Annotated in this window: 8 protein-coding genes; 4 read left to right on the top strand and 4 right to left on the bottom strand. The window is 41.8% G+C overall.

What is annotated here, in order from left to right; translation table 11 throughout:
- The first annotated feature begins 380 nt into the window (after positions 1 to 380).
- Positions 381 to 2,705 (top strand): response regulator, encoded by a 2,325-nt coding sequence (locus tag F607_RS30680; RefSeq protein ID WP_051311661.1) that lies wholly within the window; start codon positions 381 to 383, stop codon positions 2,703 to 2,705.
- Between the two features lie 146 nt (positions 2,706 to 2,851).
- Here the strand turns inward: F607_RS30680 and F607_RS0119880 are convergent, their stop codons facing one another.
- From F607_RS0119880 to F607_RS0119870, 3 genes are all read right to left on the bottom strand, one after another.
- On the bottom strand, positions 2,852 to 3,691 hold the full coding sequence (locus tag F607_RS0119880; RefSeq protein WP_338112636.1) for a BMP family lipoprotein: 840 nt from the start codon (positions 3,689 to 3,691) through the stop codon (positions 2,852 to 2,854).
- A 170-nt stretch (positions 3,692 to 3,861) separates the two neighbouring features.
- Entirely contained in the window at positions 3,862 to 5,850 is a 1,989-nt protein-coding gene (locus F607_RS0119875; protein WP_027709489.1) for a methyl-accepting chemotaxis protein, read from the bottom strand.
- Between the two features lies 1 nt (position 5,851).
- On the bottom strand, positions 5,852 to 7,447 hold the full coding sequence (locus tag F607_RS0119870; protein WP_027709488.1) for a methyl-accepting chemotaxis protein: 1,596 nt from the start codon (positions 7,445 to 7,447) through the stop codon (positions 5,852 to 5,854).
- A 254-nt stretch (positions 7,448 to 7,701) separates the two neighbouring features.
- Between F607_RS0119870 and asnS the strand changes: the two genes are divergently transcribed.
- Both asnS and F607_RS0119860 read left to right on the top strand, forming a co-directional pair.
- A complete protein-coding gene (gene asnS, locus F607_RS0119865; protein ID WP_027709487.1) occupies positions 7,702 to 9,102 on the top strand; it encodes an asparagine--tRNA ligase in 1,401 nt (466 codons plus the stop codon).
- A 142-nt stretch (positions 9,103 to 9,244) separates the two neighbouring features.
- Positions 9,245 to 10,135 carry an ROK family protein gene (locus tag F607_RS0119860; protein WP_027709486.1) on the top strand — a complete coding sequence of 297 codons (891 nt, stop codon included), beginning with the start codon at positions 9,245 to 9,247 and terminating at the stop codon, positions 10,133 to 10,135.
- An 80-nt stretch (positions 10,136 to 10,215) separates the two neighbouring features.
- Here the strand turns inward: F607_RS0119860 and F607_RS33075 are convergent, their stop codons facing one another.
- Entirely contained in the window at positions 10,216 to 12,234 is a 2,019-nt protein-coding gene (locus F607_RS33075; protein WP_027709485.1) for a carbohydrate binding domain-containing protein, read from the bottom strand.
- Between the two features lie 922 nt (positions 12,235 to 13,156).
- Here F607_RS33075 and F607_RS0119850 point away from each other — a divergent pair.
- Positions 13,157 to 13,888: a 7-cyano-7-deazaguanine synthase gene (locus F607_RS0119850; protein WP_027709484.1), complete on the top strand. Its 732-nt coding sequence runs from the start codon at positions 13,157 to 13,159 to the stop codon at positions 13,886 to 13,888.
- The last annotated feature ends 408 nt before the right edge of the window (positions 13,889 to 14,296 follow it).

Genomic DNA, 14,296 nt, shown 5'->3' with positions numbered 1-14,296 from the left:
GTTTACGTCCCGCTTGGCTTTTTCGGGACTTTTGACGAACTTTATTCAATGTAGCCCTAAAGCGCTCCCAATCAATCAACGCGCTAAGACTCACCAATGGGTCACGCTCATTCAGCTTGTTATAACGATCTTTCAGATCAAAAAAACCTGGTTGCACCATTTTGCTAGCACTCGTTTCTTATTACTCAGCTGCTATGTATTATACATCAGTAAGAATTTTTAGAGGTGCCCTATAGTACATCTCTTACCGTATAGACAAACTAAACTGAATAAATAAGCAGACTATTCTCGCTTTATACTAATATGGAGTTCTTCTTGTATAGGTATTATTCGTTTTCTACTATTGAATTAACGATTCAGTCAATGATGGTTTTCAATGCATGGACGTACCGGCAAAACAACCCCTTAAAGATAGCATTGCCAAACGTTTAATTTTTTGGATCTTATTATCAAGTTCATTTATTACTTTGGGTATCACCGTACTACAACTATACATTGACTATTACAACGATGTATCTGCTATTGACGATCGTATAAAACAGGTTGAGTCCAGTTATTTACCCATTATTACTGCCAGTTTATGGGTTGAAGATGAAGAGCAACTAGAAATTCAGTTATCGGCAATACATGCTTTAGATGATATTGAGTATATTGCAATTATAAGAAATGGTGAGATAGCTCTATCCCAAGGACAACCTACATCTGGTTATAACATCACCCAGAAGTGGCCCATTGAACAGATTTACAATGCTGAATCCATTAAGTTAGGTGAGTTAGAACTTGTCGCTAGTCTTTCTCAAGTTTTGCAACGGCTTAGAGATAAAGCCTTTATTGTCCTTGCATCGCAAACAATAAAAACGTTTATTGTTTCAAGTCTTATTTTTTTTATTGTTTATTGGTTAATTACCCGTCATTTGAGAGAACTTGCAGAATCAATGCGTAGCAGCGATCTTAGTCATAAAAAATTCAAACCACTTAAACTCAATCGAAAAAAAACCTATCAGGATGAACTAAATTATGTGATTACCAGTTACAATCATATGCAACAAAAAACCCGACATGCCTATCAGCAAATGCAGTTATCAAAAATTTCAGCCGAAAAAGCAAATCGTAAAAAAAGTGAATTTGTTGCCAATATGAGCCATGAAATTAGAACCCCACTTAATGGGGTCATTGGCATGTCGTCATTATTAAAAAATACCAAACTGGACAATGAACAGCTTGACTATACCAATATTATTTATACATCCTCTCATGCCTTGTTGAGTATTATTAATGATATCTTGGACTTTTCGAAAATTGAGGCTGGCAAGCTTGATATAGAAGAGGTTGATTTTAATTTACTCGACTTAGTGGAAGACTTGACTGATCTGCTCAATATAAAAGCTCAAGAAAAAGCTATTGCCCTCTATAGCTATGTTGATGATCAAATTCCTCCTTCATTATTAGGTGATGCTGGACGTATTCGCCAAGTACTCACTAATTTAATGAATAATGCACTCAAGTTTACTCACCAAGGCTATGTTGGACTTGATATTCGTTGTTTACACTTAAACCAGCAGCAGTGTGAGTTAAGCTTTACAGTTGAGGATACTGGTATTGGTATTAGCAAAGATCGCCAAGATAAAATTTTTGAACAATTCACGCAGGCTGATAGCTCAACCACCCGACTTTATGGTGGAACAGGGCTAGGTTTAGCCATTAGCCGCCAACTGGTCAATCTTATGGGTGGTACGCTTTGTGTCGAAAGTGAGGTTGGCAAAGGCAGCCGCTTCTACTTTAGTCTGCAACTGCTTGTCCGTGAGAAACAACCAATCTTACCCCTTGCGGAAGAAACAAAGCTGGCTAGTCAAAGAATAATGGTTGTCGATGATCACTCATTTAACTTAAGAGTTACCGCAGATCAGCTTCGTAGTTGGGGGTTACAGGTCATCAGCCATGAAGATCCTGCGCTAGCTCTAGCGTCACTAATAACAGCCAGTAAAGAAAAAAGACCCATCAACCTGGCCATTATTGATAAAGTCATGCCTGAAACAAATGGCTTTGACTTGGCTAAAGCCATCAAAAGCAATACAGAGATCACCTCTTGCAAACTGATTATGTCAACCGCAGAGCCACAAACAGAGGATAAAGCTAAATGCAGTGAAATTGGTTTTACTGGTTATCTGGTCCGCCCTTACCGTAAAAAAGTGCTAAAAAAGATGTTACTCGCATGTTTACAGGCTGGTCCTGAGCAAGACTTGATTACCCGCTATGCACTCAGTCGAAGTACAAGACAAAACTACAAAACTTCCACACAATCACTTGGCCTACATGTTCTACTCGTAGAAGATAATCTGGTTAATCAAAAAGTTGCTCGTACTATGCTCGACAAGCTTGGCTGCCATGTTACCATCGCAGAACATGGTAAAGTGGCCGTTGCCTATAGCCAAGTGGATTTATTTGATGTGATTTTAATGGATTGTCAGATGCCCATTATGGATGGTTTTACCGCAACCTCCAGAATAAGAGGGGACTCAGCCAACCTTAACCACCACACCCCCATCCTGGCGTTAACAGCCAATACCATTCAAGAAGAGCAGGATAAGTGCTTTTCTGCAGGCATGAGCGGCTTTATTAGTAAGCCTGTTACCCTAAAGCAGTTGCAAAGTGCTTTGAGTCAATATGTGAAAGCATCAAAAACAACGGCTCCGAGTACATCTTGACTACATTCCAGTGATATTGGCCAGTGGTCGTTAAAAGGGGAATAGCCTATATAAAAAAACAGCCCTAACGGGCTGTAAGTTTTCCTTGGAGAAATGACAATGAAGCAGTAAGTTAGATTAGTAAGTATTCAATGAATACTGACATCTTAAGGACACTCGTTATTTTCAGTATAGTCATGAACCTTAATTTCGCCGCTAATAATTTTGTCTTTTAAGCCATTTATTTGGGTTTCCATCGCTTCACTGACCAGTGGTCGATTATGCTCATCAAGCGCCCAACCTACACCATCTTCTTTTAAGCCTTTCACTTTAACCCCTGCTTGCCACTTGCCTTGCTGAGCTTCAAGCCACGTCTGTAATGTAGCAACACCTACCTTCTTCAGCATTGATGTGAGCATGGTGCCAGGTTGCATAAAGTTCTGGTTTGAGTCGACACCAATAGCATAAATGCCACCTTGCTTTGCTGCAGCATAAACACCAATACCGGTGCTCCCAGCAGCCGCAAAGATAACATCTACACCTTCCTGAATCTGTGCCTTAGCTAGCGTGGCACCCTTTGCAGGGTCATTAAAGGCCATAGGCGTATTACCGGTCATCGCTTGTGATAAAGCAATATCAGGCTTAATGTGCATAGCACCTTGACGATAGCCACAAGCAAACTTGTGAATCATGGGAAGGTCCATTCCTCCAATAAAACCAATTTTATTGGACTTTGAAGATAACGCTGCCAGCGCACCCACTAAAAAAGAACCTTCATGCTCCTTAAACAATATGGACTGCACATTTGGCAAATCAATCTTGGCATCGATAATCGTAAACTGAATATCTGGAAATGCCTTAGCCACTTTTTCAACATGAGGCTTCATCGAGAAACCAACAGCAACTATGGGTTGATAGCCTCGTTTTGCCAATTTTGTTAAACCACTTTCTATTTGTGTTTCAGATTTTGGTGCAACTTCTCTTACTTTAACACCATGTTTTTCCACCAGAGGTTGACCCCCCCCTTATAGACAGCCTCATTAAATGACTTATCAAACTTACCTGCGGTGTCATATATTACGGCAGGCTTGAAGGAAGTGGCGAAACTGGTTGAGCAAAAAATTATACTAATCCAGGCTACTTTTAGGGCGTTCATTATCCTCTCCAACTCATATTATTATTGAATTTTAAACCGGCTCACGAGAGATTCTTGCTGATGCGCTAACGCCGCAAGATTTTTGCTGGTTTCCGAAGTCTTATTCGCATCTTCGACTGCGACATCAGCCATTTGTGATATTTCAACTACATTTTCGCTGATTTCTTTCGCAACATTACTTTGCTGTTCTGCCGCAGCGGCTATTTGAGCCGACATTTCATGTATTTGAGCCAGTGTTTTTTGCATATTATTAATGACACCGGCAAATTCACGCACTTGCTCAGCACTTTGTACAGTCTGCTGCTGACTACTATTCATAATAGTTACAGCCTGGTGAGCCTGTTCCTGCAAAACCGAAATCATATTATGGATTTCGTTGGTTGCCTCTTGTGTGCGCATGGCTAAATGCCTGACCTCATCAGCCACAACCGCAAAGCCTCGGCCTTGCTCACCCGCACGTGCTGCTTCAATAGCGGCATTAAGCGCTAATAAATTCGTCTGCTCAGCAATATCACGAATGACATCCAATATTTTACCAATATTGTCACTTTCGGTTCGCAGTGCATTGATAACCTCTGCCGCCCGATTTATTTCTTGGTTAAGCTGCTCAACGTGACGAATATTATCATCCATAGCCACTCGAGAATCTTTCGCCAACTGATCCGCTGCAATCACTTCAGCTAATGTTGTTTCAGCGCTTTTGGCGACTTCATATACAGCAGACTCCATTTCAACTACCGCCGTCGCGACGGAAGAAGACTGTATACTTTGTTGCCCAATACACTGTTTGGTATTGTCACACGTTTGCGTGGCCTTATCTGACTCCAGGCCAATTTGGGTAGCCATATTCATAATATTGCTCACCAAGTGTCGTAAGTTTTCAGTAAGATGATTGACTGATGAAGCAATCTGTCCAAACTCATCACGACGCTTAATGGCTATCTCAGTAGTTAAATCTCCTTGTGCGATGGTATCAAGCGACTGCATCATGACTTTTAGGGGGCGCTTGATGCTATGGCTGACACTGAGTGTGACTAACAAAGCAATTATCGTTGAAGCAATGGCTATCCCTACAATTGTATAAATTGCTCGCTGTGCATTGACTTTAGCCTGCTGTTCAGACTCAGCAGCCTGCTGCTGTAACTGTGCCGTAACCTGTTTAAGATCAGCCAAACGCTGGTTTAGTTGTTGGGTAATGGCATTAACTGACTGATAACTCTCATCTTGTTGGGTTAATAAAGAAAGCCAACTATTCACTATCCCAATATCTGCGTTATTTGCTTGCGCTAAAATAGTAATGTATGGAGTAATTGTGCTGTACGCTTCTTCGTCCTGCTGTTGAATAACGTTTAGACGCTGCTTTATATTTTCAATAACATTTTGATTCGTTTTGCGTATTTCCAAAACCGTCGCAGACTTATCCTTTAACAACAACTGCTCAATATTCGCTAAAGCAGCCGCTGATTGTTGTGCAATAAATTGAGCAGCCCATTTAAGCTCATTCGACTCAGCCATCTCTTCAATTGAAACCAGATCATCCAGCATAAACCCCAGGTCATCTGTAAACGTCTGTTTTTTTTGCTCTAAACTTTTCTTGAGATAGAGAATTCCTTGATGCCGCTGCATTTGTTCAACACTTAATGTGGTGAGGTCTTTATTCTTCTGATGAATGCTTGCCAATGTTGATTTGAGAGAGGGGTGAGCGTCTACAAGCGCAATTAACTGTTGATAATGATGCTCATAATTTTGCATGGCATCGTTAAAGTCGCGGTTTATTGTCGCAAGTGGCGCTGTTTCTTGCATACTGGTATAAAACATTAGTGCCTTATTTGCTTGCAGCAAATAATTAGTCAACTCACTATGATTGACCAGAGTAGGCAGGGTTTGTTGTGTACTAAACTCAAGCCGTTTATTTAGCGCCATTAATTCCAGCAGGCTCATTCCCGCACTGGCCAGCAGTAAGAAAAGTACCGCAATAAAACCTGTTACTATTTTCTGTACAACTGTCATATTACCGACTTACTCGTTTTCTGACCGATCGCTGTGCCCAAAACTGATTAACCATACTGCTTAGCTTCACGCTTAACTCTTGAAGGTAAGTACAGCTGGCATTATTTTCTTCAACACTTTCTTGTAAGAGCTGTGTGAGGTCTCTTACCCCAGTGACATTTTCACTGATCGACTCTGATACAGAACTTTGCTCTTCTACTGCCGTAGCTGTTTGTAGGTTCATATCATTAACCGCATCAATTGACTGTGCGATACGATCCATTGACTCCGTTGCCTGCTCAACTTCACCCACACTATCACTGACACTTTGTTGGGATTTTTTCATCAGTTCCGCCGCTTTAGATGACATATCTCGTAACTGATTAACAATCGTTGTAATCTCATCGGTGGACTCATATGTACGATTAGCCAGTGTCCTAACTTCATCTGCTACTACGGCAAATCCTCTGCCTTGCTCACCCGCACGCGCCGCTTCAATCGCTGCATTCAGTGCCAGTAAGTTGGTTTGCTCTGCTACATTACGAATGACATCCACAATGGCATTGATGTTTTCACTATTCGCCTGCAGCTGGTCAATAAAGTCATTGGTTTCTTGAATTTCAACTTGCAGGCGACGCATTTGCTCACAAGCATTATTTATGGTGGATTTACTCAGTTGAGCCTCATCGTTGACTGTTTCCACACGCTCAGAAGAGCTTTGTGCATTATCAGCCACCTCTTGAATTGAGGAGGCCATTTCTGTAACCGCGGTAACGACTTGGTCAATTTGTGAAAATAGCGAATCTGTTTCCTGCATATTATTTTGAATGCGGCTTCGCAAACTACTGAGTTCAGTATCAATTCCATGAGCACTGTCATTAATCCGACCAATTGTTGCGGTTAGCTCACTACGATAGGCTTTAAAGGCCAGTAAGATATCGCCAGTTTCATCCTTCCGGCCAGTATAAATAAAACGTGCCAAAGGGTCAGAATAATGAGACCTTGCTGCTTCTACAGCTTGTACCAAAGGACTTATTAACCACCAGGTATAGCCACACATTAAAAGGGCAATTCCTGCAAATAAGAACACCGATGTCGTATTAATCATCCCCTGCAACCACAAGCCCGCGATCACTAAAAGTGGCGCAACAAGAAGTCCAATCAGTATTTTCTGGGGTAGAGAAAAAAAAGGTGTTAGTCGAACGGCTTTTTTCTCCTTTAAGGCTTTGTAAAGTGACTCCGCACGTTTGATGTATTCCGGGCGGGCTTTTACCCGAACAGACTGATACTCTTGTGTCTCCCCGTTCTTTTTAATAGGGGATGCAAAAGCATCAACCCAATAATGGTCACCATTTTTACAACGATTTTTGACGATCCCCATCCAAGCCTTCCCTGACTTGAGGTGACGCCACATGTCGCCAAAAGCTTCTGATGGCATTGTAGGATGCCGAACGATATTGTGATGTTGACCAATCAGTTCTTCTTGACTATAGCCACTTACCTTAATGAAATCTTGATTTACGTAAGTAATATCTCCACTCAGATCAGTCACAGAAAGCAGATTTGCCTTCTCGTCGTAGCTCAATTCTTTTTCAGTGACAGGCATATTGGTGCGCACAGCATGACCCCCGCAACCGGTATTACGTTACTGTCTAATTAAAGACCAATGACAGCTACTTCGCTAAAACAAGTCGCGACGATTTCATTCTTATTCGCTAAAATGCCCGTTTTTACTCAATATAGAGTAAACTTATAGCCATTTTTTATAAGGCCTACACAAAGCACATTATGCCCAGATGGCCTGGTAAGATAGCTGATTCAGTAATCAGCATCCCATAGGTTAAAATTTTACCGCTAAGGAGCCGCTTTTTTATGACATTCAGTTCCGTCAAATCACTATTAGCAGGCCTGCCCCCAGAAGGCAGTGAGGTCAATGTTCAAGGTTGGGTTAGAACTAAACGGGAGTCAAAAGCAGGTATTGCCTTTATTACATTACATGATGGTTCTTGCTTCGACCCTATTCAGCTGGTTGTACCTCAAGAGCTGCCTAATTTTGAGCAAGAAGTAACTAAAATCACCAGCGGCTGCTCGATTTCTGCCACAGGAACACTTGTTGCGTCCCAAGGAAAAGGCCAAACCTACGAGATTCAAGTTACTAAGATCGAAGTGATCGGCTGGGTGGATAATCCTGATACCTATCCAATGCAACCCAAGCGCCACACGGTTGAGTTTTTGCGCGAAGTAGCACACCTGCGTCCTCGAACCAACCTAATTGGGGCCGTCACCCGTGTTCGCAACTGTGTGTCACAAGCAGTTCATCGCTACTTTAATGAAAATGGCTATTGCTGGATTCATACCCCTATTATTACTGCCAGTGACTGTGAAGGGGCAGGGGAGATGTTTCGGGTTAGCTCCCTGGACTTAGCCAATCTGCCTCGCACAGCATCAGGTGACATTGACTACACCCAAGACTTCTTTGGCAAAGAAAGCTTTTTGACCGTATCAGGCCAGCTCAACTTAGAAGCATACTGTCTTGCTATGTCAAAAGTGTATACTTTCGGTCCCACATTTCGCGCTGAAAACTCAAACACCAGTCGTCACCTTGCTGAGTTCTGGATGATTGAGCCAGAAATTGCTTTTGCGGATATCGATGATCTTATTAATCTCGCAGAAGATCTACTGAAGTATATTTTCCGTTGTGTATTAACCGAGTGTTCAGATGATATGGCGTTCTTTGCTCAGCGTGTTGAAAAGACCGCCATTACTCGTCTTGAACACATTATCAACCATGATTTTGCACGGCTGGACTACACTGGTGCCATTGATATTTTACAAAAGTCAGGCAAGCAATTTGAGCATCCTGTCAGCTGGGGCATTGATTTACAAACAGAGCATGAACGCTTCTTAAGCGAAGAGCATATTGGTAGACCTGTTGCAGTCGTCAATTACCCCAAAGATATCAAAGCTTTTTATATGCGAATGAATGATGACCAAAAAACTGTAGCGGCTATGGATATTTTGGCACCTGGGATAGGTGAAATCATTGGAGGATCACAGCGGGAAGAGCGTTTGAATGTGCTCGATCACCGGTTAGCAGAAATGGAGCTGGATAAAGAAGATTACGGCTGGTATCGCGATTTGCGTCGCTACGGCACAGTGCCCCATGCAGGATTTGGCCTCGGCTTAGAACGCTTAGTGTCTTATATTACCGGTGTGGCTAATGTTCGAGATGTTATTCCATTTCCCAGAACCCGCCGTAATGCAGACTTCTAGCTCCGCATTTTTGACCTCAAAATAGGGCAGTTAAAGGGCTATCGACTTCGCTAGCCCTTCACCCATATTCCGAATAGAATTTCGCACAAGCTGGAACTCACAGTGATTTCGCGAATTCCTCAACACGATTAGGAGGCGATGTTTGCGCCTAGGTCTCGACATTGGCGGCACCAAAATAGCCGCCACCGTTATTTCAGCGGAACAGGATATTCTCTGGCAATTCACGACGCCCACCCCCAAACAGCAACTTAACGATTTTCTGTTATGTATTCAGCAGCTTGTTCAACACGCTACAACTGAAGTAGGTACGTTGTCCCATATAGGTATAGGTATTCCTGGTGTTGTAAATGACCAAGGTGTACTTAATGCAAGTAATATGGGTGCAATTAATCAACAGCCTATTGGGACACTATTTAAAAAGTACATAGCACAACCATTCTCTATCGAAAATGATGCCAACTGTTTTGCTCTCGCCCAAGCCCATGGTCACCAATTAGCTGAAAATGAAGTCATGTTTGTAGCTGTACTAGGCACTGGGGTAGGAGGAGCCTGGGTGTTACCTAATCGTACTCTATGGGCTGGTGCTCATCATTTAGCAGGAGAGTGGGGACATACCCCATTACCAGATTTATCACTCATTCCTAAAAGTCAGCATATTACCTGTCAATGTGGTCAACAAGGCTGCATTGACTCTTACTTATCAGGCACTGGCTTTTCTCAGCTATATTATCAAGAAAGTGGTGTAAAACTTGATGCCCCTGCAATTATCTCCCGCTATCGTAACCAAGAAAACACCGCATGTGATGTCTTTAATCGTTATGTTCAGTATCTTGCTCATGCCTTGGCAACAATAATTCAAACCTTTGATCCAAACTGCATTGTACTGGGTGGTGGAATGTCAACCATACAAGAGCTTTATCAAACGGTACCTCAATACTGGTCTAAATATACTCTTAAGCCACCAACCACTGATTTACGTCCACCCATTTATGGTGAATGGGCAGGTGCTATTGGGGCAGCATTACTTGGGTAATAGGGTAATCGATAATGCATAAAAAAAGGTGGGAAAAATTTCCCACCTTAGTCATTTAGATATATTGCTATTTTATACGATTACTGTCGTTTAAACTGAATATTATCGACAAAGAAATCATTACCTGACTTAGGTCCGAAGACAAACAAGAATGCGCGTTTGACTTTGCCTTTTGCCTGGAAGGAGAAATCACCACTGATCGTCATCCACTGTTTATTAGCAGGAACCGTTTCATACTTAACTCGCTTCCAGTGAGCACCACTGTCATCCTCGTAGAACAACTGCATATCAACATACTGTTCTTCTTTAACGCTGTCAGCCAAGCGGGCATCAAAACTGTATTTGTAGTTTTTACCACTTTCCAGTAAGCCTCTGGCATTCAAGTAAATACCGGCATACCACTTCTCACGACCAGTGAGTGATAGGCTGTAATTACCTGCATTAGCGGTTACGGTTGTCCGTTTCGCTTGTTTCAAGCCAAAGTAAGGTTTCCAGCCTTGATTATCATTTTCAAAACTATGATTAATCACTTGATCATCATCCTGGTCTGGTTGCTCACCAGCTTTAGTCAACAAGACTTCATCCGCATAGAAATCCACACCTTCTTTAGGTCCAAAAATCAACAGTTTGACTTTTTTGACTTTGCCAAATGTCTCTACCTTAAATTTAGCGGTTATTTTGGTAGCTTCACTTGAAGTAATGGATTTATGAGCAAGGGTTTGATACTGAATGCCCAGGTCATTTTCAATTTGCAATACAACACTCGCATTATCACGTGTTTGAGATTTTGCAGCTAGCTGCATATTTAAACTCAACTCAAACTCAGTTGCTGCAATATTACCCGCTGACTTTAAGCTTTCCGTAATATCCTGAATAGCACCATCATAGTACGCGGATCGACCTGTGACATGTAAAAGGTTATCCGTACCACAGTTAACTTTAACCTGTTTTTGCTTCAAATTAACGGTGTTATTTTTAAAGGTACTCCAGCCATCCAAGCTATTAAAATCAGGTGATTTTACTAAGCTCTTTTTAAGCTGAGGCTTATCACAGGTACCAGGTTTGGGTTGGTCTGGATTATCAGGTTTGTCAGGATCAGGCCAACCAGGACCATCTGGGTCTGTGGGATCCGTAGGATCTGTCGGATCGGTTGGGTCTGTGGGATCAGTTGGATCTGGGTCAGGCCAGCCTGGACCATCAGGATCGGGCTTAGGACCATCGGGATCAGGCCAGCCTGGATCCGTTGGATCTGTTGGATCTGTTGGATCTGTTGGATCTGTTGGATCTGTTGGATCTGTTGGATCCGGATTTGGGTTAGGGTTGGGATTTGGGTTTGGATTCGGATTACTGACTTTCGTTGGCATCCAAGCAGCCATCTGTGCTGCTACTGCGTTTAAGTTCGTAACAGAATCTGCACCATTTGAACTGTTTTTATCAATACCACAAGACTGATTATTACACTTGCGAATTTTTGGATTCGAAAAATATTGTACGCCTCTGGCATTATAAACATGAGGGTAAGCCATCACTGTTGTGAATGAGCCATTTACCCCATAGCCACGCGCCCAGCGCCAGATTCCACCATTACTTTGCTGTTTTACACCATGACCTAAGCTCATGTTATGGCCAAGCTCATGGGCAAATACACTTAAACCACAGTTTGATGCTACGACACTATAGGCTTGGTTACCTGCGCCTCGATAAAACTCACCATCGCGACCTTGAGGAACCCAGGCAATACCACACAGTCCACCATTCCGTGGCGCAACATAACTTACAAAGTCCGCACCATACTGTTGACGCAACCGGGCCGCTTCATCATCTCGTGTGATATTGTTAAGGGCTGATTCACTAACAACACCATAATTGCGGCCTAGCTGTTTCACGCCTACCAAGCGTAATTTTATATCAGCACCACTATTTATATACGCTTGGTTAGCGTATTCAACAAATGTAGTGGCGAGTGTTTTAATATCCTTAGTGCCTACATTACCATTCGGATACACAACCAAAACGTCCAGCGTGGTTGCAGCCATAGCCTGACTGGAAGCGATTGACGCCACAGCCAGGCCAGCCAAGACCTGGTGTTTTAACTTCATATTGTAAACCTTCTTTACCCGTTATTTGTGCAAAAAAACATTTCTCTATAAAAATGAATAGAGCAATGAGTTTGCTAAAGCATTGTCGTATAATGATGCGTTAATTTGTTTTGTTAATAGATGTGATAAAACGCATCAAAGCAATCAAATAAATTCACATAAACGCTTCATTTACCGATATTTTTTACTTAAGTTAACGAAATAAAATAAATTAAAACGCGACACATAACACAGTTACAAAACTCATCTTTCAAAAAACGAAAATTCGCAAAAGTGATCACGAAGTTTTCGCAAGCCGCATCAAGCCCAATGTGTTGTATAATTAAACTCATGAGACAAAGGTGGTTACTGCCATACATCGAAGTACAACAGATATGCATTAAAAATGTGATTGATGTGCGGCAAAAAGAGGGGTAACCGTTTCCTAAAGCCTACATAGCAGATCGAAATATCATTATTTTTTAAACGAGATCAGAAGATGGTAGAAAGTAGGTTGGCACTATTTTAGTGGGTTTGTGAAACATATGGTGAAAGAGTTAATGCATGGCTTCCTTGACATTTTACCCAATAAGAATGGTTTTTAGGTGCGGCCATCGAGTGACGAAGCCCCATGAGCCTATATTAATCGGTGATTGGGGTGGCAGTTAAATGCTCCTGCATAAACAGCATTTCCACCATCCTTGATGGTCAAGAGTGAAGATAACAAAACCTAGAAATCATTCGCCAAGGGTATATCTAGAAGACGTTAAAATAGCTACAAAAAACGTGTAAATATCACAGTGCATTTGCACACAAGTCAAATAATCAGAACTGTCTTTTTATTACCACACAGAATTAATAAAAAATGTTGCTGTATATTTCAGGAGTCATTTACACTGTCTTATAAAAATAACAGTGTTTACCTAAAAAGGAATGATTCATTATGGCAATCTACCATGTGCTCTGGACAGGTGGTTGGGACTCCACCTTTCGACTGTTGGATTTACTCATCAACAAAGTAGCACCTGTCGTGCCATACTACATTCTCAATACTGACCGTACTTCGACCGGTATTGAGTTATCCACCATGACGAGAATAAAGCGCGCCATACAACAACAGTGGCCTGATGCAACCCAACGACTATCACCAACCGTGTTTCGTGCCGCAAACGATGTAGAGTCTGTAGGCAGGTTAATTGAGAGTTATGACACTATTTTGCAAAGCCAATATATTGGTCCGCAGTATGAATGGCTCGCTAAATTTGCACATCAGCTCAATTTACATGACCTCGAACTGTCAATCCACAAAGATGATAAAGCCCATGACGTTTTACTTCCGTACGTCATTAAACAAGCAGATGAACATGGTCCTTATTGGGTCGTTAATCCTGAACTAAAAAGTACACCTGAATATCAACTGTTTCATTATTTTCGTTTTCCTTTATTCGAGCTCACCAAGTTGGAAATGGCTCAACAGGCTCAGGACAGTGGCTTTTCTGATATTTTAGAAATGACATGGTTTTGTCATGAACCTTTAGCAAACCAACAGCCATGTGGGACCTGTAATCCCTGCCGATACACAATTGAAGAAGGGTTAAGCCGACGCATTCCCTGGCGGGGTAAACTGCGTTACTGGGGGAAACGGGCCCTTACCCCCTTATTATCAAGAAGCTAGACAGAGGTCTCATAGCCCTCTGTGCTTAACAAGTTGAAAAAACACTCATTAATGACTTAACGAACACGACAATGTACGTGTTTTTCGTTCCCAATAATAATTAAGCAATAATGAGAATAAAATAAGGCTCTATATGGATTCCTAGGGGGTTATATCAATAGCTCTATTAGATCATTAAGTAAGCTTTTTCCTCGGCACTTTATATTGTACACAAACTCAAATAATGCTAAATAAAAAGGTAGTTTTTCTTGAGAAATACCTCGATGAGGTCTTAACCATCAGCGTAGTAATGACCAACAACCTTCAATGGTGTTAACATGTACTTCGTGAAAACCATCCCCATCTTCATCACGAGCATACTCCCCTTTCCCGTGACAAACGGTTTTATGTTGATATCCCCAACTCTTT

The sequence above is a fragment of the Zooshikella ganghwensis DSM 15267 genome (genome assembly GCF_000428585.1).
Classification (GTDB): domain Bacteria; phylum Pseudomonadota; class Gammaproteobacteria; order Pseudomonadales; family Zooshikellaceae; genus Zooshikella; species Zooshikella ganghwensis.
The sequence above is the reverse complement of the archived record's forward strand: the minus strand, read 5'-3'. Positions and strand labels throughout refer to the sequence as shown.